The organism is Micromonospora sp. BQ11 (assembly GCF_052068135.1).
Classification (GTDB): Bacteria; Actinomycetota; Actinomycetes; order Mycobacteriales; family Micromonosporaceae; genus Micromonospora.
In genome coordinates this window covers 55,240-76,036 of the sequence record NZ_JBQHDB010000016.1, presented here as the reverse complement: position 1 = coordinate 76,036, position 20,797 = coordinate 55,240, and the positions used below count along the sequence as shown (strand labels likewise).

Here is a 20,797-nt window from a genome sequence, read left to right as displayed (position 1 = left end):
GCCTCAGCCCCGCCGTTCCTGGCGGCGTTCCCGTCGCTCGGTCGACGCCTGACGGAGTCGGGAGTACCAGTGCGGCGTGGTGGCCGGGTCGAAGATGCGGGCGATCACGATGTCGGTGGACGAGTGGGCGAGGATCGACAGCACGATGGTCAGCGCCACCAGGTGGAAGATCTCGTCACCGGCGACGATTCCGGCCTGGAGCACCAGCAGCCCGTACACCACCGACGCGAAGCCCTTCGGGCCGAACCACATCGCGGCGAACTGCTCGGTGCGGCTCAGCCCCGACCCGAGGAACGACAGGGCGAGCGCCACCGGGCGGGCCACCACGATGGCCAGCACCGCGAAGACCCAGCCCGTCCAGGCGATCTCGCCGAGGAACTCCACCGAGATCAGGGCGCCGAACACCAGCAGGGCGGCCAGCTTGAACAGCTCCGCGACCAGCTCGCCGAAGTGCTCGAAGCTCTCCCGTTGCCGGTTGCCGAAGGTCGCCACGGTGATGCCCGCGGCGAACGCGGCGAGGAAGAGGTTGGCGTGCGTGACCTGGCCCAGAGCCAGCACCAGCAGGCCGATCGCCACCCCGTTGAGCGGCTCGTACTGGGTGGAGGCGGAGAAGAACCGGCTGCGCTCCAGCCGCAGTGCCAGCCACGGCACCGCCACCCCGATGACCATTCCGAGCAGCAGTTCGGTGCCCAGCTCGTCCAGGTGCAGGTCGTCGGAGCCGGACGCCACCGCGATGAAGAGGATGACGAACGGCAACGCCAGGCCGTCGTTGATGCCGGACTCGACGTTGAGCAGGTGCCGCAGCCGCCCGGGCACCCGTTCGTTGCCGACCAGCGCGGCGGCGAAGACCGGATCGGTCGGGGCGAGCACCGCGCCCAGCAGCAGGGACTCCGGCCAGTCGAGTCCGGCGACGTAGTGCGCCAGCAGCGCGGTGATCAGCAGGGTCAGCGGCAGGCCCCAGCCGAGGGCCCGGCCGGGCAGCCGCCAGGCCGAGCGGAGGTCCGCGAAACCGACCCGCATGCCGTCGGTGAAGAGCACGGTGAACAGCGCCAGTTCCGCGAGCGTCGCCACGATCGGGCTGTCCGCGGTGATGTCCAGGGCCCCGGTGGTCTCCGCGCCGAGGAGGACCCCGGCGGCCAGGAAGACCACGGCCGTGGACAGGATCGTGCGGTGGGCCAGGCTGGAGAGCAGGACGGCCAGCAGCAGCACGGCCGCGAACGCGAAGAGCAGCACCGGAAGCTCCCGACGGGGTCGACGAAGGAGTTGCCGACCAGACTTCCCGGCGCGCCGCCATGATCGTACGGGTTCCCCGCGTTCCCGCAAGAACTGGTGGCGCACCGGCGAGGAGCGCGTCCGCAGGGCGGGACGGGGCGGGCACCGCTCCGGCCCGGCCACCCGCCGTGACAGACTGACCGCTGTGTTGCGCTGGTTGACTGCAGGTGAATCGCACGGCCCCGCCCTCGTCGCGCTCCTGGAGGGGGTGCCCGCCGGGATCGAGGTGACCACCACCGAGATCGCCGGCGAGCTGGCCCGGCGCCGGCTCGGCTACGGCCGGGGTGCCCGGATGGCCTTCGAGCAGGACGAGATCGAGATCATCGGCGGGCTCCGGCACGGCCGCACCATCGGCAGCCCGGTCGCCATCCGCGTCGGCAACTCCGAGTGGCCCAAGTGGCAGACCGTGATGGCCGCCGACCCGGTCGACCCCGACGAGCTGGCCGGTCAGGCCCGCAACGCGCCGCTGACCCGTCCCCGGCCCGGTCACGCCGACCTCGCCGGCATGCAGAAGTACGGCCACACCGACGCCCGCCCGATCCTGGAGCGGGCCAGTGCCCGGGAGACCGCCGCCCGGGTCGCCGTCGGCACGGTCGCCAAGGCCCTCGTGCGGCAGGCGTTGGGCATCGAGATCGTCTCGCACGTGGTCGAGCTGGGACCGGTGGCCGCGAAGCCGGGCCTGCGGCCCCGGCCGGAGGACGCCGAGCGGATCGACGCCGACCCGCTGCGCTGCCTCGACCCCGAGGCCAGCGTGCGGATGGTCGCCGAGGTCGATGCCGCGAAGAAGGCCGCCGACACGCTGGGCGGCGTGGTCGAGGTGCTGGCGTACGGGGTGCCGCCGGGCCTGGGCAGCCACGTCCAGTGGGACCGAAAGCTCGACGCCCGGCTCGCCACCGCGCTGATGTCGATCCAGGCCATCAAGGGCGTGGAGATCGGCGACGGCTGGCAGCAGGCGCGCTCGCGCGGCTCCGAGGCGCACGACGAGATCCTGCCCACCGCCACCGGCGTCCGGCGGATCACCGACCGGGCCGGCGGCCTGGAGGGCGGCATCACCACCGGTGAGCCGCTGCGGGTGAAGGCCGCGATGAAGCCGATCTCCTCGCTGAACCGGGCCCTCGCCACCGTCGACGTGACCACCGGGGAGCCGGCCACCGCCATCAACCAGCGCTCCGACGTCTGTGCGGTGCCCGCCGCCGCCGTGGTCGCCGAGGCGATGGTCGCGCTGGTACTCGCCGAGGCCGCGGTGGAGAAGTTCGGCGGTGACTCGGTCGACGAGATGCGCCGCAACCTCGCCGGCTACCTCGACGCCCTGGTGATCCGCTGATGGCGCCGGTGTGCGTCCTGGTCGGTGCGCCCGGTTCCGGCAAGACCACGGTCGGGAAGGCGCTCGCCGACGTGCTCGGCGTCGAGTTCCGGGACACCGACCTGGACATCGAGCGGATGGCCGGCAAGCCGATCCCGGAGCTCTTCATCGACGAGGGGGAGGCCCACTTCCGTACGCTGGAGCGGGCCGCGGTGGCCGCGGCCCTGGCCTCCTGCTCCGGGGTGCTCGCCCTCGGCGGCGGCGCGGTCCTCGCCGAGGAGAACCGCGCCGCGCTGGTCGGGCACCGGGTCGTGCACCTCTCCGTCGAGCTGCCCGACGCGGTCAAGCGCGTCGGTCTCGGCGCCGGTCGCCCGTTGCTGGCGATCAACCCGCGCGCGACGCTGAAGCACCTGATGGACCAGCGCCGACCGCTCTACGCCGAGGTGGCCACCGCGACCGTGGTCACCGACGGGCGCGACCTCGACTCGATCGTCGACGAGATCGCGTCTCTGCTGAAGCGGTGACGCCGGTCAGCCGCGGGCGATCCGGTCGAGCACGTCGGCCAGCGCCTTCGGCTCACTGAGCATCGGCCAGTGCCCGGTGGGTAGCGCGTGTACCTGGCCGCCGGCCAGACCGGCGAAGAACGGGTGCCCCTGCGCGATCATCTGCTCCACCACGTCGAGCGGGAACGTGCTGGCGACCAGGGCGGTCGGCACGGCCCGCCCGCCGGTGCGCCGGACCGGATCGGTGGCGGCGCGCAACGGGTGCGGCGTGGCGCGTGCCCGCAGGAGGGCCAGCGTGGCGTCGTCCAGCCCGGCCAGGTTCTGCGGGTCCGACGCCGGATCCCACTCGGGCGGGGGGAGCAGGTGCCCGTCGCCGATCCGCTCCCGCAGCCGCTCCTGCTCCTCCGGCTCGATGCTGTCGAACTGCGACAGGCCGTCGGGCATCGGCCCACTCTCCACGTAGACCACCCGGCCGATCCGGTCCGGCGCCCGGTCCGCCGCCTGGGTGACCGGCAGCCCGCCGCCGGAGTGCCCGACCAGCAGCACGTCGCGCAGGTCCTCCACCTCCAGCAGCCGGAGCACGTCCCGGGTGTGCGTCTCCAGCCCGACCTCCGGGCCGGCGAGGTGGTCCCGCTCCGCGACGCCGGTGAGCGTCAGCGGGTACACCTCGTGCCCCCGCCCGCGCAGGTCCCTGGTGACCTCCCGCCACGCCCAACCACCCAGCCAGAAACCCGGCACCAGTACGAACGTCGCCATCTGCGATCCCCTCACGTGTCGTCGTCACCACGACCGTACGATCGAATCCGGACAGGTTCCGCCCGCTTTGAAGGAGTGTCCTGTGTCGCATCCCGCCGGGCGGGTCCTCGGGCTGCTGGAACTGCTCCAAGGCCACCACCGGCTCACCGGCGGTGAGCTGGCCGGCCGGCTCGGCGTCGACGAGCGCACCGTGCGCCGCTACGCCGCCACACTGCTCGACCTGGGCATCCCGGTCACCGCCGACCGGGGTCGGTACGGCGGCTACCGGCTGCTCCCCGGGTACAAGCTGCCTCCGCTGATGCTGACCGACGACGAGGCGGTGGCCGTCCTGCTCGGACTGGTCGCCGCCGAACGGCTCGGTCTGGGCACCGAGCAGCCGGCCGCCGCCACCGCCGCCGCCAAGATCCGTCGAGTGCTGCCGGCCGCGCTGGCCGACCGGCTGGCGGCCGTCCGCGAGCACCTCGCCTTCACCCTGCGCCGGGTCGAGCCGGACGCCCGCCCGGCAACCGGCACGCTGCTCGTGCTGGCCACGGCGGCCCGTGAGCAGAGGCGCGTACGGATGGCGTACCGCTCCCGCTCCGGCACCACCTCCGAGCGGGAGCTGGACCCGTACGGCCTGGTCTTCCACGCCGGGCGCTGGTACGTGAGCGGGCACGACCACCGCAGCGGCGAGGTCCGCACGTTCCGGCTGGACCGGATCGGTGCGGTGACGGCGGGGGAGGGGACCTTCACGACGCCCGACGGCTTCGACCCGGTGGCGCAGGTGAGCCGCTCCCTGGCCGCCGTGCCGTGGGCGCACGAGGTCGAGGTGCTGCTGGAGACGGACCTGGCCACCGCCCGGCGACGGCTCCCGCCCAGCGTGGCCGAGCTGACCGCCACCGCCGAGGGGGTGCTGCTCCGTGCCCGCGTCGAGCGCCTGGAGGGGATGGCCGCGCTGCTGGCCGGACTGGGCTGGCCGTTCACGGTGGTCGCCCCGGACGCACTGCGCGACGAGGTGGCCGCCCATGCCGCGCGGCTCGCCGACTGGGCGCGACGCTGACCGTCCCTGTCCGTGGACGGTTCCCCCGTCGTGCCCCGGTGCTGGACTAGGCTGCCCGCGATGGACGACGTGACCCGGATCCCGGTCGGCGGCGAACGGCCGTACGACGTGCTGGTGGGACGTGACCTGCTGGACCGGCTGCCCGGTCTGCTGCCCGGCGCCGACCGCGTCGCGGTGCTGTACGCGCCCCCGCTCAAGGCACTGGCCGACGCACTCGGCGACCGGCTGCGCGCCGCGGGCGTCGCCCCGCTGCCGATCGAGGTGCCGGACGCCGAGGCGGGCAAGCACATCGACGTCGCCGCCGCCTGCTGGGACCGGCTGGGCGAGGCGGGCTTCACGCGTACCGACGCGGTGGTCGGGGTCGGCGGCGGCGCCGTCACCGACCTGGCCGGCTTCGTGGCGGCCTGCTGGCTGCGCGGCGTCCGGTGGGTGCCGGTGGCGACCTCGCTGCTGGGCATGGTCGACGCCGCGGTCGGCGGCAAGACCGGCATCAACACGGGGGCCGGCAAGAACCTCGTCGGCGCGTTCCACCCGCCGGTCGGCGTGCTCGCCGACCTCGCCACGCTCGACAGCCTGCCCCCGGCGGATTTGGCCGCCGGGCTGGCCGAGGTGGTCAAGTGCGGCTTCATCGCCGACCCGGTGATCCTCGACCTGGTCGAGCGGGACGCGGCGGCCGCCACCGATCCCACCGACCCGGTGGCGCGGGAGCTGATCGAGCGGGCGATCCGCGTCAAGGCCGACGTCGTCTCGGGCGACCTGCGCGAGTCGGGCGTCCGGGAGGTCCTCAACTACGGCCACACCCTCGCCCACGCGATCGAGAAGGTGGAGGGCTACCGCTGGCGGCACGGGCACGCGGTCGCCGTCGGCCTGGTGTACGCGGCGGCCCTGGCCCGCCTCGCCGGCCGGCTAGACGAGGCCACCGCCGCGCGGCACCGGGACACCGTCGCCGCGCTCGGGCTGCCGACCAGCTACCTGGCCGACGCCTGGCCGCAGCTGCTCGCCGCCATGCGGGTGGACAAGAAGGCCCGGGGCAGCCGGCTGCGCTTCGTGGTGCTCGACGGGCTGGCCCGTCCGGCGATGCTGGAGGGTCCCGACGACGCGCTGCTCCACGCCGCCTACCAGCAGGTGGCGGCGTGAGCGCCGGCACCGCGCCGGTTCGGTCCCGCCGGGTGTACGTGCTGAACGGTCCCAACCTCGGCCGGCTGGGCACCCGGCAGCCCGAGGTGTACGGCGCCACCACGTACGCCGACCTGGTCGCGCTCTGCGAGGCGACCGGGCGGGAGCTGGGCCTGGACGTGACAGTGCGGCAGACCGACACCGAGCACGAACTGCTCGGCTGGTTGCACGCCGCGGCCGACGAGGAGGCCGCGGTGGTGCTCAACCCGGCGGCCTGGTCGCACTACTCGATCGCGGTCCGGGACGCCTGCGCGATGCTGCGCGCGCCCCTGGTCGAGGTGCACATCTCCAACATCCACGCCCGGGAGGAGTTCCGGCACCACTCGGTGGTCTCGGCGGTGGCCACCGGTGTGATCTGCGGACTGGGCGTCGACGGTTACCGCCTTGCCCTGCACCACCTGGCCGCCCGCGCCTCCTGACCCCGGCGGTCCGTTCCGGCAGGTCACGGTCACGTGGTTACCGTGCGTCACGATTTCCGGTCGCGCGGTTTCGGTCACGCTGTGTGGTTTCCTCGCCGACCGGCAGGGAGGGCGCTCGCCCCCTTTGCTCTGCACCCCTATCCGCGCCAAGCCGCTGAGCTGCGGCAACGGAGGATCATGTCGAGGTAGGTCTCCGGGCGGACGTCACGCTCGGTGCCTGGCGCGTATCGGGGTGCAGAGCAAAGTGGCGGGCGGTCGCAGGGCAGTGGGATCGGTGGCGTCACGCTCCGTCAGGAGACGGCTCATCGGAGTGGGCGGAGGTTCGGGCCGCCGTGGCGGCGTCGCGGCAGGTCGGATGTGGCGGTGGGTACCCGAAAGACTCCGGCGGGCGGCGGAGCCGGTCGCAGCTAGTAGACTTGCTCAGTCTGTCCGCCAATTGATGATCAAGGCAGGAAATGGCCACCACCAACGACCTGAAGAACGGCCTGGTACTCAACCTCGACGGAGAGCTGTGGGCCGTCGTCGAGTTCCAGCACGTCAAGCCCGGTAAGGGTGGTGCGTTCGTGCGTACCACCCTGAAGAACGTGCTGTCCGGCAAGGTGGTCGACAAGACCTTCAACGCGGGCACCAAGGTCGAGACCGCGACCGTGGACAAGCGCACGATGCAGTACCTGTACGCCGACGGCGAGGACTACGTCTTCATGGACCTGGAGACGTTCGACCAGATCACCGTCCCCGGCGGCACCGTCGGCGAGGCGGCCAACTACCTGCTCCCCGAGGCCGAGGCCACCGTCGCCACCCACGAGGGCGTCCCCCTCTACATCGAGCTGCCGACCTCCGTCGTGCTGGAGGTCACCTACACCGAGCCGGGCCTGCAGGGCGACCGGTCGACCGGCGGCACCAAGCCGGCCACCGTCGAGACCGGCGCGACCGTGCCGGTGCCGCTCTTCATCACCACCGGCGAGAAGATCAAGGTCGACACCCGCGACGGCCGTTACCTCGGCCGCGCCTGATGGCCGAGGGTCCCAAGCAGCAGATGCCGGCGCGCCGCAAGGCGCGCAAGCGGGCGCTGGACGTGCTCTTCGAGGCCGACCTTCGGGACCGTCCGCCCGTCGAGGTGCTCGCCGGGTACATCGAGCGCATCGAGAAGCCCCGCCCGGAGCACCTGGGGTACACGGTCAGCCTGGTCGAGGGGATCGCCGGCCACCTCGACCGGATCGACGAGCTGATCGCCAGCTACGCCGAGGGCTGGACGCTCGACCGGATGCCGGCGGTCGACCGCAACCTCGCCCGGATCGCCGTCTACGAGTTGCTCTACGTCGACGAGATCGACGACGCGGTGGCGATCAGCGAGGCCGTGGAGCTGGCCCGGCAGATGTCCACCGACGATTCGCCGCGCTTCCTCAACGGCATCCTCGGCCGCATCGCCGAGTACGCCACCCGCTGACCGGACGCCGGCGGGAACGACCGGAACCACGACGAGGGCCCGTGCCGTCCGGCACGGGCCCTCGTCGTTCGGTGGATCAGGAGGCGAAGAACGCCCGCGGGTCGGCGACCAGCACGCCGTGCTCGGTCAGCCGCTCGATGAGGCCCGACGGCGAGGCGTCGTAGACGATCGCGAGGGCCCGCAGGTCGTCGGCGCGGATGGAGAGCACCCGGCCGTTGTAGTCGCCGCGCTGCTGCTGGATGGCGCGCGCGTACCGGGCCACGTAGGCCAGGTCCTCGGACGCCTCGTCGTAGAGCCGCTCCAGGTCCAGCACGATCTTGCTGGTGGGCTCGTGGCGCACGCCGCTGCCGTCGGGCAGCAGCTCCGAGACGGGAACACGGTAGAAGTCGGCCAGCTCGGCCAGGCGGGACACGGTGACGGCGCGGTCGCCGCGCTCGTACGAGCCGACCACCACCGCCTTCCAGCGGCCGTTCGACTTCTCCTCCACGCCCTGCAGGGACAGGCCCTGCTGCTGGCGGATGGAGCGCAGGCGGGCGCCCAGAGACTTGGCGTATTCAGAGGGCATTCGGACACTCCCAGTGCTGCTCGGGGTTCTCCCGTCGATCGCTACGGAGCGTGACGGTACGGGGATTGCGACACGTGGTCAAGTGGTGATGACCTTCCCATCGGGCCGCACCGGGCCGTTCGTCCCCTCTTCATGGCGCTGACCAGGGAATCAGTGGCCGGCGACGGGCGGCCCGGTGACCACTGGTAACGTGGCGTGAAGCCCCGGTCCGGGCCGCTCGCGGCCCGCCACCGGTCATCCGACGTCCTTTAACGACCCGTCCCGTGAGGCGGGGAAGGAGGTCCGCCGTGGCCTACCCACCGGCTGCCCAGTCGCCGCCCGCGCGGCAACCCTCGGTGAAGGTGATCCTCGCCAGCGCCGACGTCCAGCGCGTGGTCGACCGCATCGCCCACCAGATCCTGGAGAAGACCCAGGGCGCCCAGCAGACCGTGCTGCTCGGCATCCCGACCCGGGGCGCACCGCTCGCGCGGCGCCTCGCCGCCCGGATCAGCGCCTTCGAGGACGTCGCCGTACCGGTCGGTGTGCTCGACATCACCCTCTACCGCGACGACCTGCGCCGGCACGCCACCCGCGCGGTCGGTCCGACGCAGCTCCCCCCGGGCGGCATCGACGGCAAGCGGGTCATCCTCGTCGACGACGTGCTCTTCTCCGGCCGTACCGTCCGGGCCGCCCTCGACGCCCTCAACGACGTCGGCCGCCCGGCGTCCGTGCAGCTCGCCGTGCTGGTCGACCGCGGCCACCGGGAGTTGCCGATCCGCGCCGACTACGTCGGCAAGAACATCCCGACCTCCCTCGCGGAGAGCGTGAAGGTCACCCTCGCCGAGACCGACGACGCCGACGAGGTCAAGCTGTACGGGGGGACCGCCGCATGATCCGCCACCTGCTCTCCGGCGCCGACCTGGACGCCGCGACCGCCACCGAGATCCTCGACACCGCCGCCGAGATGGCCACCGTCGCCGGCCGCGAGGTCAAGAAGCTGCCCGCGCTGCGCGGGCGGACCGTGGTGAACCTCTTCTACGAGGACTCCACCCGCACCCGGATCTCGTTCGAGGCGGCGGCGAAGCGGCTGTCCGCCGACGTCATCAACTTCTCCGCCAAGGGCTCCAGCGTCGCCAAGGGCGAGAGCCTCAAGGACACCGCGCTCACCCTCCAGGCCATGGGCGCCGACGCGGTCGTCGTCCGGCACCCCGCCTCCGGAGCTCCGCACCGGCTCGCCGACTGGGTCGACGGGTCGGTGGTCAACGCCGGCGACGGCACCCACGAGCACCCGACCCAGGCGCTGCTCGACGCGTACACGATGCGCTCCCGGCTGGGACGACTGGCCGGCCTCTCGGTCGCGGTGGTGGGCGACGTGCTGCACAGCCGGGTGGCCCGCTCCAACGTCCTGCTGCTGTCCACCCTCGGCGCGAAGGTCACCCTGGTCGGCCCGCCGACGCTGATCCCGGTGGACATCGCCTCGGCGCTCGCGCCCGGCACCGACGTCTCCTACGACCTGGACGCGGTGCTGCCGCAGTCGGACGTGGTGATGATGCTGCGGGTGCAGCGGGAGCGGATGAACGACTCCTACTTCCCGTCCGCCCGCGAGTACGCGCGCCGCTACGGGCTGGACGGCTCGCGCATGCGCCGGCTGCCCGAGCACGCGATCGTCATGCACCCCGGCCCGATGAACCGAGGCATGGAAATCACGCCCGAGGTCGCCGACTCGCCCCGCTCCACCATCGTCGAACAGGTCGCCAACGGGGTTTCCGTGCGGATGGCCGTCCTCTACCTGCTGCTCGGAGGGAACAACCGGTGACCGCGTACCTGATCAAGAACGTGAGCGTCGTCGGCGCCGCGCCGACCGACCTGCTGATCCGCGACGGCGTCGTCGCCGAGACCGGCACGGGCCTGACCGCGCCGGCCGCCACCGTCGTCGACGCCACCGGGCTGGTCGCCCTGCCCGGCCTGGTCGACCTGCACACCCACCTGCGCGAGCCGGGCCGGGAGGACGCCGAGACGGTGGAGACCGGGTCGCGGGCGGCGGCGCTCGGCGGCTACACCGCCGTCTGCGCGATGGCCAACACCTCGCCGGTCGCCGACACCGCCGGCGTGGTCGAGCAGGTCTGGCGGCTGGGCCGGGAGGCCGGGCTGGTCGACGTGCAGCCGATCGGCGCGGTCACCGTCGGCCTGGCCGGCGAGCGGCTGGCCGAACTGGGTGCGATGGCCGACTCGGCCGCCCGGGTACGGATCTTCTCCGACGACGGGCACTGCGTCGCCGACCCGAAGCTGATGCGCCGGGCCCTGGAGTACGTCAAGGCGTTCGACGGGGTCATCGCCCAGCACGCCGAGGAGCCCCGCCTCACCGAGGGCGCCCAGATGCACGAGGGCGAGGTGTCGACCCGCCTCGGGCTGACCGGCTGGCCGGCGGTCGCCGAGGAGGCGATCATCGCCCGGGACGTGCTGCTCGCCGAGCACGTCGGCAGCCGCCTGCACGTCTGTCACGTCTCCACCGCCGGCAGTGTCGAGGTGCTGCGCCAGGCCAAGGCCCGCGGCGTCCGGGTGACCGCCGAGGTGACCCCGCACCACCTGCTGCTGACCGACGAGGTCGTGAGCGGGATGAGTGAGCTTGCGAGCCCCGCACTCTCGAACAACTGGAGCCCAGCGGGCGCCTACGACCCGGTCTTCAAGGTCAACCCGCCGCTGCGCACCGCCACCGACATCGCCGCGCTGCGCGCCGCGCTCGCCGACGGCGTCATCGACGTCATCGCCACCGACCACGCCCCGCACGCCGTGGAGGACAAGGAGTGCGAGTGGGCGTACGCCCGGCCGGGCATGCTCGGTCTGGAGACGGCCCTGTCGATCGCCCTGGACGTGCTGGGTCCCGAGTGGGAGCTGATCGCCGAGCGGATGTCCCGCACGCCGGCCCGGATCGCCGGCCTCGACGGCCACGGCGTCGACCCGGCGCCCGGCGTGCCGGCCAACCTGACCCTGGTCGACCCGGCCGCCCGCCGGGTCATCGAGCCCGCGGAGCTGGCCAGCCGCAGTCGCAACACCCCGTACGCCCGCATGACGCTGCCGGGTCGCATCGTGGCGACCTTCCTGCGCGGCGAGCCGACGGTCCTGGACGGAAAGGCTGTCAAGTAAATGGCGAAGCGGAGAAACGCGATCCTCGTCCTGGAGGACGGGCGCACGTTCCACGGCGAGGCGTACGGCAGCGTCGGGGAGACCTTCGGTGAGGCGGTCTTCAACACCGGCATGACCGGCTACCAGGAGACCCTCACCGACCCCTCCTACCACCGGCAGGTGGTGGTACAGACCGCGCCGCACATCGGCAACACCGGCGTCAACGGCGAGGACGACGAGTCCGGCCGGATCTGGGTCGCCGGGTACGTGGTGCGCGACCCGGCCCGGATCGGCTCCAACTGGCGCGCCACCGGTGGCCTGGAGGACCGGCTCGCCGCCGAGGGCGTGGTCGGCATCAGCGGCGTGGACACCCGGGCGCTGACGCGGCACCTGCGCGAGCGCGGCGCGATGCGGGTGGGGATCTCCAGCGTCGAGACCGACCCCCGGGCGCTGCTGGCCCGGGTCCGCCAGTCGCCGCAGATGGTCGGCGCGGACCTGTCCGCCGAGGTGACCACCGACAAGCCGTACGTCGTCGAGGCGGAGGGCGCGCACCGGTTCACCGTCGCCGCCCTGGACCTGGGCATCAAGCGCAACGTGCCGCGCCGGCTCGCCGCGCGCGGGGTCACCACCCATGTACTGCCCGCCCACTCCACCATCGACGACCTGCTGGCCACCGGCGCGGACGCGGTGTTCTTCTCGCCCGGCCCGGGCGACCCGGCCACCGCGGACGGTCCGGTGGCGCTGGCCCGGGAGGTGCTCAGCCGGAAGGTGCCGCTGTTCGGCATCTGCTTCGGCAGCCAGATCCTCGGCCGGGCACTGGGCTTCGGCACCTACAAGCTCGGCTACGGCCACCGCGGCATCAACCAGCCGGTGCTCGACCGGGCCACCGGCAAGGTCGAGGTGACCAGCCACAACCACGGCTTCGCCGTGCAGGTGCCGGGCGCCGGGAACGGCGCCGTCGTCCCCGACCAGGTGATCGAGACCGAATTCGGCGGCGTCCAGGTGTCGCACGTCTGCCTCAATGACAACGTGGTCGAGGGGCTGCGGGCCACCGACGTGCCCGCCTTCACCGTCCAGTACCACCCGGAGGCGGCGGCCGGCCCGCACGACGCGGACTACCTCTTCGACCGCTTCGCCGAGCTGATCGAGGGCCGCGGCCTCGACCGGAACCACAGTGAGGGCGGAAAGAATGCCTAAGCGCACGGATCTCAAGCACATCCTCGTCATCGGCTCCGGGCCGATCGTCATCGGTCAGGCCTGCGAGTTCGACTATTCCGGCACCCAGGCCTGCCGGGTGCTGCGCAGCGAGGGCATCCGGGTCAGCCTGGTCAACTCCAACCCGGCCACGATCATGACCGACCCGGAGTTCGCCGACGCCACGTACGTCGAGCCGATCACCCCGGAGTTCGTCGAGCTGGTCATCGCCAAGGAGCGTCCGGACGCGATCCTGCCCACCCTGGGCGGGCAGACCGCGCTGAACACCGCGGTGGCCCTGCACGAGGCGGGCGTGCTGGAGAAGTACGGCGTGGAGCTGATCGGCGCGAACATCGACGCGATCAACCGCGGCGAGGACCGCCAGCTGTTCAAGGACATCGTCGCCAAGGCCGGCGTACGCCTGGGTGTCGAGGACCCGACCGGCCTGGTGCCGCGCTCGCGGGTGTGCCACTCCATGGAGGAGGTCGAGGCGACCGTCGCCGAGCTGGGCCTGCCGGTGGTGATCCGGCCGTCGTTCACCATGGGCGGCCTCGGCTCGGGCATGGCGCACACTCCCGAGGACCTGGCCCGCATCGCCGGCGACGGCCTGGCCGCCAGCCCGGTGCACGAGGTGCTCATCGAGGAGAGCGTGCTCGGCTGGAAGGAGTACGAGCTCGAACTGATGCGCGACCGGCACGACAACGTCGTGGTGGTCTGCTCGATCGAGAACATCGACCCGATGGGCGTGCACACCGGCGACAGCGTCACCGTGGCGCCGGCCATGACGCTGACCGACCGGGAGTACCAGCGCCTGCGCGACCTGGGCATCGCGGTGCTGCGCGAGGTCGGTGTCGACACCGGCGGCTGCAACATCCAGTTCGCCGTCAACCCGGCCGACGGCCGGATCGTCGTGATCGAGATGAACCCGCGGGTGTCCCGCTCCTCCGCCCTGGCGTCGAAGGCGACCGGCTTCCCGATCGCGAAGATCGCCGCGAAGCTCGCCATCGGCTACACGCTGGACGAGATCCCCAACGACATCACCCTCAAGACCCCGGCGGCGTTCGAGCCGACGCTGGACTACGTGGTGGTGAAGATCCCCCGGTTCGCCTTCGAGAAGTTCCCCGGCGCGGATCCGGAGCTGACCACCACGATGAAGTCCGTCGGCGAGGCGATGAGCCTGGGCCGCAACTTCACCGAGGCGCTGAACAAGGCCATGCGCTCGATGGAGACGAAGGCCGCCGGTTTCTGGACCCTGCCGGACCCGGCCGACGCGACGAGGGAGAACACCCTCGCCGCGCTGCGGATGCCGCACGACGGCCGGCTCTACACGGTGGAGCGGGCGCTGCGGCTGGGCGCGTCGATCGCCGAGGTCGCCGCCGCCTCCGGCGGCATCGACCCCTGGTTCCTGGACCAGATCGCCGCCCTGGTCGAGCTGCGCGCCGAGATCGTGGACGCCCCGGTGCTCGACGCGGACCTGCTGCGCCGGGCGAAGCGGGCCGGCCTGTCCGACCGGCAGCTGGCCGCGCTGCGCCCAGAACTGGCCGCCGAGGACGGCGTCCGTACGCTGCGGCACCGGCTGGACATCCGGCCGATCTACAAGACCGTGGACACCTGCGCCGCCGAGTTCGAGGCGACCACGCCGTACCACTACTCGTCGTACGACGCCGAGACCGAGGTCGTCGGGTCGGACCGGCCGAAGGTGCTGATCCTCGGCTCCGGACCGAACCGCATCGGGCAGGGCATCGAGTTCGACTACTCGTGCGTGCACGCGGTCCAGGCGCTGCGAAGCGCGCCGATCCGCGGAGCCGCTGCGACCGGTTCCGGCACCGAAGGCGCCGGCTATGAGACCGTGATGGTCAACTGCAACCCGGAGACGGTGTCCACCGACTACGACACCGCCGACCGGCTCTACTTCGAGCCGCTGACCTTCGAGGACGTGCTGGAGGTCTGGCACGCGGAGGACACCTCCGGCCGGGCGGCCGGCGGTCCCGGCGTGGTCGGGGTGATCGTGCAGCTCGGCGGGCAGACGCCGCTGGGTCTCGCCCAGCGACTCAAGAACGCCGGCGTGCCGGTCGTCGGCACCAGCCCGGAGTCGATCCACCTGGCCGAGGAGCGCGGCGCGTTCGGCGCGGTGCTGGCGCGGGCCGGCCTGCGGGCCCCGGCGCACGGCACCGCCACCTCGTACGACGACGCGAAGGCGATCGCCGACGAGATCGGCTACCCGGTGCTGGTCCGGCCGTCGTACGTGCTCGGCGGGCGGGGCATGGAGATCGTCTACGACGACGCCACGCTGCGCGACTACATCGGCCGGGCCACCGACATCAGCCCGGACCACCCGGTGCTGGTGGACCGCTTCCTCGACGACGCCATCGAGATCGACGTGGACGCGCTCTGCGACGCCGACGGTGAGGTCTACCTCGGTGGTGTCATGGAGCACATCGAGGAGGCCGGCATCCACTCCGGCGACTCGTCGTGCGCGCTGCCGCCGATCACCCTGGCCGGCTCGCACGTGGCCCAGGTGCGCCGCTACACCGAGGCGATCGCGCGCGGCGTGGGTGTGAAGGGCCTGCTCAACGTCCAGTACGCCCTCAAGGACGACATGCTGTACGTGCTGGAGGCCAACCCGCGCGCCTCGCGTACGGTCCCGTTCGTCTCCAAGGCCACGGCGGTGCCGCTGGCCAAGGCGGCGGCCCGGATCGCACTGGGCGCCACGATCGCCGAGCTGCGCGCCGAGGGGCTGCTCCCGGCCACCGGGGACGGCGGCTCGCTGCCGGACAGCGCCCCGATCGCGGTCAAGGAGGCGGTGCTGCCGTTCAAGCGGTTCCGCACCCGCTCCGGCAAGGGCATCGACTCGCTGCTCGGCCCGGAGATGAAGTCGACCGGCGAGGTGATGGGCATCGACACGTCCTTCGGACACGCTTTCGCCAAGTCGCAGTCCGCCGCGTACGGCTCGCTGCCGACCGGTGGGAAGATCTTCGTGTCGGTCGCCAACCGGGACAAGCGCGGCATGATCTTCCCGATCAAGCGGCTGGCCGACCTGGGCTTCGAGATCGTGGCCACCACCGGCACGGCCGAGGTGCTGCGCCGGCACGGCATCGCGTGCGAGCAGATCCGCAAGCACTACGAGTCGGGCGCGGGCGAGGACGCCGTGTCGCTGATCCTGGGCGGCGACGTCGCCCTGGTGGTGAACACCCCGCAGGGTTCCGGCGCGAGCGCCCGTTCGGACGGCTACGAGATCCGCAGCGCCGCCGTGACGGCCGACATCCCGTGCATCACCACGGTTCCCGGTGCGGCGGCGGCGGTGATGGGCATCGAGGCGCGCATCCGTGGCGACATGCAGGTCCGTCCCCTCCAGGACCTCCACGCCGCCCTGCGGGCCGCGAAGTGACGAGCGTGCTCTTCGAGCGGGTCGTACGCCCGGGGTTGTTCCGGATCGGCGGCGGGGACGCCGAGGCGGCGCACGAGTGGACGCTGCACCGGCTCGCGGCGCTGTCCGCACGCCCGGCGGCGCTCGCGGCGCTGCGGGCCCGCTACCTGGTGCGAGCCCCGCGCACCGTGTTCGGGGTGGAGTTCCCGAACCCGGTGGGGCTCGCCGCCGGGATGGACAAGGACGGCGTCGCGCTGCCGGCCTGGCCGGCGCTGGGCTTCGGGTTCGTCGAGGTCGGCACGGTCACCGCGCACGCCCAGCCGGGCAACCCCCGGCCCCGGCTGTTCCGGCTGCGCGGCAGCGAGGCCGTGGTCAACCGGATGGGCTTCAACAACGGCGGTGCGCAGGCCCTGGCCGTGCGCCTGGCGGCGCTGCCCCGCCCGATCGGGGTGCCGCTGGGCATCTCGCTGGGCAAGTCCAAGGTGACCCCGCTGGAGGACGCGGTCTCCGACTACCTGGCCTCGTACCGGGCGTTGCGTGACCACGGCGACTACTTCGCCGTCAACGTCTCCTCACCGAACACGCCCGGCCTGCGCTCGTTGCAGGACAAGTCCCACCTGGACGCGCTGCTCGCCGCCCTGGTGGGGGAGAAGCCGGTGCTGGTGAAGATCGCTCCGGACCTGACCGAGCCGGCCATCGCCGAGCTGCTGGAGGTCTGCCTGGCGCGGGGCGCGGCCGGGGTGATCGCCACCAACACGACGCTGGCCCGCGACGGGCTGGCCCCGGCCGACCGGGAGCGCGGCGCGGAGACCGGCGGACTGTCCGGCCGGCCGCTGGCCGCGCGTGCCCGCGAGGTGGTGTCCTTCGTGCACCGCGAGACCGCGGGCCGGCTGCCCGTGATCGGCGTGGGCGGGATCCTCGATCCGGACGACGCGTCCCGGATGCTCGACGCCGGAGCGGCCCTGGTCCAGCTCTACACCGGGTTCATCTACCGGGGTCCGGCGCTGGTCCGCGCCGCCGCCCGCGCCGCGGCCACCTCCCGCCCGTCGCCGGCCACCCCGGCGTCGATCTAGGACGCGGAGCGGATGACACCCGAGGAGATCCTGGCGGGGGACCGGGCGCACGTGTGGCACCCGTACGCTGCGCTGCCACCCGCGTCACCGCCGTACGTGGTGGACGGGGCGCAGGGCGTACGGCTGCGCCTGGGCGACGGCCGGGAGCTGGTTGACGGGATGTCGTCCTGGTGGGCGGCGATCCACGGCTACCGGCACCCGGTGCTGGACGCGGCGGTGACCGACCAGCTCGGCCGGATGAGCCACGTGATGTTCGGCGGGCTGACCCACGCCCCGGCGGTCACCCTGGCGCGCACGCTGGTCGAGCTGGCCCCGGACGGCCTGGAGCACGTGTTCCTGGCCGACTCCGGGTCGGTGTCCGTCGAGGTGGCGGTGAAGATGTGCCTGCAGTACCAGCGGGCCACCGGCCGTCCGGAACGCCGTCGGCTGGGTACGTGGCGCGGCGGCTACCACGGCGACACCTTCCACCCGATGAGCGTCTGCGACCCCGAGGGCGGGATGCACCACCTGTGGGGAGACGTGCTGCCCCGGCAGATCTTCGCCCCGGTGCCGCCGGCCGGTTTCGACGCGGAGCCGGACGAGTCCTACTGCGCGGCGCTGGTGGAGGCGGTCGAGCGCCACGCGCACGAGCTGGCGGCGGTGATCGTCGAGCCGGTGGTGCAGGGTGCCGGCGGGATGCGGTTCCACCATCCGCACTACCTGCGGGTGCTGCGGGAGGTGACGGCCGCCCACGGCGTGCTGCTGATCTTCGACGAGATCGCCACCGGCTTCGGCCGGACCGGTCGGATGTTCGCCGCCGAGCACGCCGGGGTCACCCCGGACGTGCTCTGCGTCGGCAAGGCGCTGACCGGCGGCTACCTCACCCTGGCCGCCGCGCTCTGCACACCGGAGGTCGCCCGGGGCATCTCCGCGGCCGGTGTGCTGGCGCACGGCCCCACCTTCATGGGCAACCCGCTGGCCTGTGCGGTCGCCAGCGCCTCCCTCGGCCTGCTGCGGACGGGGGACTGGTCGGGGCAGGTGGCCCGGCTGGAGACCGGGCTGCGGGCCGGCCTGGAGCCCCTGCGGGGTGCGCCCGGCGTGCGCGACGTACGCGTGCTCGGCGGGATCGGCGTCGTGCAGCTGGACCACGAGGTGGACATCGCGGCGGCCACCGCCGCCGCCGTCGGCGAGGGCGTCTGGCTGCGGCCGTTCCGGGACCTGGTCTACACCATGCCGCCGTACGTCACCGACGACGCCGACCTGGCGAGGATCGCCGCCGGGGTCGCCGCCGCCGCCAGAACGGGCTGAGCGGCCGTACGCGGGCGGCGTGCGTCGCCCGCACGAGCACCGTGCCCGGGCGGGCCTGCGCCGGGTACGCGGAGAGGAAAGGCACTGCGATGGAGACCTTCGGCGCCCGGCTGCACCGGGCCATGAGCGAGCGGGGGCCGCTCTGCGTCGGCATCGACCCGCATCCGGGTCTGCTGGCCCGCTGGGGCCTCGACGACGACGTACGCGGGCTCGACCGGTTCGCCGGAACCGTCACCGAAGCCCTCGGTGACCGGGTCGCGGTGGTCAAGCCCCAGTCGGCCTTTTTCGAACGGTTCGGATCCCGAGGTGTGGCGGTCCTTGAGTCAACTATCCGACAGTTACGTAACGCTGGCTCGCTCGTTGTCGCCGACGTCAAGCGTGGGGACATCGGCTCGACCGTCGCCGCCTACGCCTCGGCCTACCTCGACCCATCGAGTCCGCTGTATGTGGACGCGGTGACCGCCAGTCCGTACCTGGGGGTCGGATCGCTCGCCCCGATGTTCGAACTGGCGGCCCGGCACGGCGGCGGCGTCTTCGTGCTGGCATTGACGTCGAACCCGGAGGGCGGGGCCGTCCAGCGTGCCCGGACGGCCGACGGGCGGACCGTCGCGCAGACCGTCATCGACGAGATTTCGCAGCTCAACGCGGGTGCGCAGCCGCTGGGAAGCATGGGTCTCGTGGTCGGTGCGACGGTCGGAGACACCGGTCACGACCTGACCGGGGTGAACGGTCCGCTGCTCGCACCGGGCCTCGGTGCGCAGGGTGCCACGGCTGCGGACCTGCGCGTCGTGTTCGGGTCGAGCCTGCCCGCGGTGCTGCCGTCGTACTCCCGCGAGGTGCTCGGCGCGGGTCCGGATCCGGCCGCCCTGCGAGCCGCCGCGGACCGCGTCCTGACCGAGTGCCGGGCCGCTCTGGCTGCCCGTTGACTGACTGACGGCTCGGTCACTTTCGTTCGACCGACGCGCGCCCACGTTGCCGAAAGCTCCGTTGACCGCTAGTTTTCCCCGCGCTGGGAACCATTGACCCCTTGGTTCACAGCGACACCACGTTTCACAGATGCGGCGGTGCGCCCCGCCCGCCGCGATAGGGACCTGAGGAGAACTGGTGCCGCTCCCGTCACTGACCCCCGAGCAGCGCGCGGCCGCGCTTGAGAAGGCCGCGGAGATCCGCAAGGCCCGTGCTGAGCTGAAGGAGCAGCTCAAGCAGGGCAAGACCACCCTCGGAGCCGTCCTCGAGCGTGCCGAGTCCGACGATGTCGTCGGCAAGCTCAAGGTGTCCGCCGTCCTCCAGGCGATGCCGGGCATCGGCAAGATCCGGGCTACCCAGATCATGGAGAAGCTCAAGATCGCTGACAGCCGTCGCCTGCGTGGCCTCGGCGAGCAGCAGCGCAAGGCACTGCTTGGTGAGTTCGCCGCCAACTGAGGCCGGCAGCGTGTAGAAACAAGCAGTGAGCACGGATGACAGGGCGCGCCCGGCGGCTCGGCTCACTGTCCTCACCGGACCTTCGGGTTCCGGCAGGGAGAGTGTCGTCGAGTCGGTCCGGGCGCGTTCTCCGTCCGTGTGGGTCCCGGTACCGGCCACCACCCGGCCCCGTCGCCCGCACGAGGTGGACGGGGTCGACCGGCTGTTCCTGACCCGGACGGAGTTCGACCGCCGGCTCGCCGCCGGCGAGCTGCTGGAGTGGAGCCGGATCGGGCCCTACCGGCGCGGCACGCCGTACGAGCCGCTGCGGGCCTGCCTCGACACCGGCCGCGCGGTGCTGCTGTCCCTCGACCTGCCCGGCGCGCTGCTGGTCCGGTCGGCGCTGCCGGACGTCCGGCTGGTGCTGCTCCACCCGCCCGGAACCGCCCCCGACCCGGCCGTCGACGCGGTCGCGGAACTCGCCGTCGCGCACGACCTGACCGAGCGGGTCGTCGACGAGCTGGTAGGCTTGTTCGGTTCTTCCTTTCTGGCTCCGGCGCGACCGCGCGTGCGCGGTTGACCGCCAGCACCGCGCGCGGTGCGAAAGACGCAGAGGTTAATTCGTGGGATCCATCGCCAACCCCGAAGGCATCACCAACCCGCCGATCGACGAGCTCCTCGAGAAGACGACGTCGAAGTACGCGCTGGTCATCTTCGCGGCCAAGCGTGCGCGCCAGGTCAACGCCTACTACAGCCAGCTCGGTGAGGGCCTGCTGGAGTACGTCGGCCCGCTGGTCGAGACGACCCCGCAGGAGAAGCCGCTCTCCATCGCCATGCGCGAGATCAACTCGGGTCTGCTCACCGCCGAGCCGACCGACCAGCCGTAAACCGCC

At 72.6% G+C, this 20,797-nt stretch carries 21 protein-coding genes; 18 read left to right on the top strand and 3 right to left on the bottom strand.

Features of this window, described 5'->3' with window-relative positions:
- Nucleotides 1-3: 3 nt before the first annotated feature.
- Nucleotides 4-1,233, bottom strand: a complete 1,230-nt coding sequence (locus tag ACTMSW_RS26980) for a cation:proton antiporter domain-containing protein (RefSeq protein ID WP_441183494.1) — start codon at nt 1,231-1,233, stop codon at nt 4-6.
- Nucleotides 1,234-1,417: 184 nt separating this feature from the next.
- Between ACTMSW_RS26980 and aroC the strand changes: the two genes are divergently transcribed.
- Together aroC and ACTMSW_RS26970 are read left to right on the top strand one after the other, a co-directional pair.
- Nucleotides 1,418-2,596, top strand: coding sequence for a chorismate synthase (gene aroC / locus ACTMSW_RS26975; protein ID WP_441183493.1), 1,179 nt, complete (start codon nt 1,418-1,420; stop codon nt 2,594-2,596).
- Nucleotides 2,596-3,099 carry a shikimate kinase gene (locus ACTMSW_RS26970; protein ID WP_441183492.1) on the top strand — a complete coding sequence of 168 codons (504 nt, stop codon included), beginning with the start codon at nt 2,596-2,598 and terminating at the stop codon, nt 3,097-3,099. Before aroC ends, ACTMSW_RS26970 begins: the two co-directional genes overlap by 1 nt.
- A gap of 6 nt (nt 3,100-3,105) precedes the next feature.
- Here the strand turns inward: ACTMSW_RS26970 and ACTMSW_RS26965 are convergent, their stop codons facing one another.
- Nucleotides 3,106-3,834, bottom strand: a complete 729-nt coding sequence (locus tag ACTMSW_RS26965; protein WP_441183491.1) for an alpha/beta fold hydrolase — start codon at nt 3,832-3,834, stop codon at nt 3,106-3,108.
- 82 nt (nt 3,835-3,916) lie between these two features.
- Between ACTMSW_RS26965 and ACTMSW_RS26960 the strand changes: the two genes are divergently transcribed.
- The 5 genes from ACTMSW_RS26960 (at nt 3,917) to nusB (ending at nt 7,915) form a co-directional block, all read left to right on the top strand.
- Nucleotides 3,917-4,873, top strand: coding sequence for a helix-turn-helix transcriptional regulator (locus ACTMSW_RS26960; RefSeq protein ID WP_441183490.1), 957 nt, complete (start codon nt 3,917-3,919; stop codon nt 4,871-4,873).
- A gap of 60 nt (nt 4,874-4,933) precedes the next feature.
- Nucleotides 4,934-6,010, top strand: a complete 1,077-nt coding sequence (gene aroB, locus ACTMSW_RS26955; RefSeq protein ID WP_441183489.1) for a 3-dehydroquinate synthase — start codon at nt 4,934-4,936, stop codon at nt 6,008-6,010.
- Nucleotides 6,007-6,468 (top strand): type II 3-dehydroquinate dehydratase, encoded by a 462-nt coding sequence (aroQ, locus tag ACTMSW_RS26950; protein WP_441183488.1) that lies wholly within the window; start codon nt 6,007-6,009, stop codon nt 6,466-6,468. The genes aroB and aroQ overlap by 4 nt, the downstream gene beginning before the upstream one ends.
- A 455-nt stretch (nt 6,469-6,923) precedes the next feature.
- Nucleotides 6,924-7,481, top strand: coding sequence for an elongation factor P (gene efp / locus ACTMSW_RS26945; protein WP_357034378.1), 558 nt, complete (start codon nt 6,924-6,926; stop codon nt 7,479-7,481).
- A 23-nt stretch (nt 7,482-7,504) separates the two neighbouring features.
- Nucleotides 7,505-7,915: a transcription antitermination factor NusB gene (nusB, locus tag ACTMSW_RS26940; RefSeq protein ID WP_441183585.1), complete on the top strand. Its 411-nt coding sequence runs from the start codon at nt 7,505-7,507 to the stop codon at nt 7,913-7,915.
- A gap of 76 nt (nt 7,916-7,991) precedes the next feature.
- Here the strand turns inward: nusB and bldD are convergent, their stop codons facing one another.
- Nucleotides 7,992-8,480: a transcriptional regulator BldD gene (gene bldD / locus ACTMSW_RS26935; protein ID WP_013285505.1), complete on the bottom strand. Its 489-nt coding sequence runs from the start codon at nt 8,478-8,480 to the stop codon at nt 7,992-7,994.
- A 287-nt stretch (nt 8,481-8,767) separates the two neighbouring features.
- On the opposite strand from bldD, the gene pyrR reads away from it, so the two are divergent.
- From pyrR to rpoZ, 11 genes are all read left to right on the top strand, one after another.
- Nucleotides 8,768-9,352, top strand: a complete 585-nt coding sequence (gene pyrR / locus ACTMSW_RS26930; protein ID WP_441183487.1) for a bifunctional pyr operon transcriptional regulator/uracil phosphoribosyltransferase PyrR — start codon at nt 8,768-8,770, stop codon at nt 9,350-9,352.
- A complete protein-coding gene (locus ACTMSW_RS26925) occupies nt 9,349-10,275 on the top strand; it encodes an aspartate carbamoyltransferase catalytic subunit (RefSeq protein ID WP_441183486.1) in 927 nt (308 codons plus the stop codon). The genes pyrR and ACTMSW_RS26925 overlap by 4 nt, the downstream gene beginning before the upstream one ends.
- Nucleotides 10,272-11,603: a dihydroorotase gene (locus ACTMSW_RS26920; RefSeq protein WP_441183485.1), complete on the top strand. Its 1,332-nt coding sequence runs from the start codon at nt 10,272-10,274 to the stop codon at nt 11,601-11,603. The genes ACTMSW_RS26925 and ACTMSW_RS26920 overlap by 4 nt, the downstream gene beginning before the upstream one ends.
- Nucleotides 11,604-12,779, top strand: coding sequence for a glutamine-hydrolyzing carbamoyl-phosphate synthase small subunit (gene carA, locus ACTMSW_RS26915; protein ID WP_441183484.1), 1,176 nt, complete (start codon nt 11,604-11,606; stop codon nt 12,777-12,779). It abuts the gene before it with no gap.
- Nucleotides 12,772-16,164 (top strand): carbamoyl-phosphate synthase large subunit, encoded by a 3,393-nt coding sequence (gene carB, locus ACTMSW_RS26910; protein WP_441183483.1) that lies wholly within the window; start codon nt 12,772-12,774, stop codon nt 16,162-16,164. Before carA ends, carB begins: the two co-directional genes overlap by 8 nt.
- Before the next feature lie 5 nt (nt 16,165-16,169).
- Nucleotides 16,170-17,216 carry a quinone-dependent dihydroorotate dehydrogenase gene (locus ACTMSW_RS26905; RefSeq protein WP_441183482.1) on the top strand — a complete coding sequence of 349 codons (1,047 nt, stop codon included), beginning with the start codon at nt 16,170-16,172 and terminating at the stop codon, nt 17,214-17,216.
- Between the two features lie 12 nt (nt 17,217-17,228).
- Nucleotides 17,229-18,503 (top strand): adenosylmethionine--8-amino-7-oxononanoate transaminase, encoded by a 1,275-nt coding sequence (locus tag ACTMSW_RS26900; protein WP_441183481.1) that lies wholly within the window; start codon nt 17,229-17,231, stop codon nt 18,501-18,503.
- An 89-nt stretch (nt 18,504-18,592) separates the two neighbouring features.
- On the top strand, nt 18,593-19,429 hold the full coding sequence (gene pyrF, locus ACTMSW_RS26895; protein WP_441183480.1) for an orotidine-5'-phosphate decarboxylase: 837 nt from the start codon (nt 18,593-18,595) through the stop codon (nt 19,427-19,429).
- 178 nt (nt 19,430-19,607) lie between these two features.
- Nucleotides 19,608-19,925 (top strand): integration host factor, actinobacterial type, encoded by a 318-nt coding sequence (gene mihF / locus ACTMSW_RS26890; RefSeq protein WP_007458370.1) that lies wholly within the window; start codon nt 19,608-19,610, stop codon nt 19,923-19,925.
- A gap of 25 nt (nt 19,926-19,950) precedes the next feature.
- Nucleotides 19,951-20,484 carry a guanylate kinase gene (locus ACTMSW_RS26885; RefSeq protein ID WP_441183479.1) on the top strand — a complete coding sequence of 178 codons (534 nt, stop codon included), beginning with the start codon at nt 19,951-19,953 and terminating at the stop codon, nt 20,482-20,484.
- A gap of 43 nt (nt 20,485-20,527) precedes the next feature.
- Nucleotides 20,528-20,791, top strand: coding sequence for a DNA-directed RNA polymerase subunit omega (gene rpoZ / locus ACTMSW_RS26880; protein ID WP_030335666.1), 264 nt, complete (start codon nt 20,528-20,530; stop codon nt 20,789-20,791).
- Nucleotides 20,792-20,797: the final 6 nt, after the last annotated feature.

Excerpts from the sequence above, each read along its gene's own strand:
- efp (WP_357034378.1), top strand. The coding sequence starts at position 6,924 with ATGGCCACCACCAACGACCTGAAGAACGGCCTGGTACTCAACCTCGAC.
- ACTMSW_RS26970 (WP_441183492.1), top strand. The coding sequence starts at position 2,596 with ATGGCGCCGGTGTGCGTCCTGGTCGGTGCGCCCGGTTCCGGCAAGACC.
- ACTMSW_RS26965 (WP_441183491.1), bottom strand. The coding sequence starts at position 3,834 with ATGGCGACGTTCGTACTGGTGCCGGGTTTCTGGCTGGGTGGTTGGGCG.
- ACTMSW_RS26925 (WP_441183486.1), top strand. The coding sequence starts at position 9,349 with ATGATCCGCCACCTGCTCTCCGGCGCCGACCTGGACGCCGCGACCGCC.
- aroB (WP_441183489.1), top strand. The coding sequence starts at position 4,934 with ATGGACGACGTGACCCGGATCCCGGTCGGCGGCGAACGGCCGTACGAC.
- bldD (WP_013285505.1), bottom strand. The coding sequence starts at position 8,480 with ATGCCCTCTGAATACGCCAAGTCTCTGGGCGCCCGCCTGCGCTCCATC.
- pyrF (WP_441183480.1), top strand. The coding sequence starts at position 18,593 with ATGGAGACCTTCGGCGCCCGGCTGCACCGGGCCATGAGCGAGCGGGGG.
- carA (WP_441183484.1), top strand. The coding sequence starts at position 11,604 with ATGGCGAAGCGGAGAAACGCGATCCTCGTCCTGGAGGACGGGCGCACG.
- nusB (WP_441183585.1), top strand. The coding sequence starts at position 7,505 with ATGCCGGCGCGCCGCAAGGCGCGCAAGCGGGCGCTGGACGTGCTCTTC.
- ACTMSW_RS26900 (WP_441183481.1), top strand. The coding sequence starts at position 17,229 with ATGACACCCGAGGAGATCCTGGCGGGGGACCGGGCGCACGTGTGGCAC.
- carB (WP_441183483.1), top strand. The coding sequence starts at position 12,772 with ATGCCTAAGCGCACGGATCTCAAGCACATCCTCGTCATCGGCTCCGGG.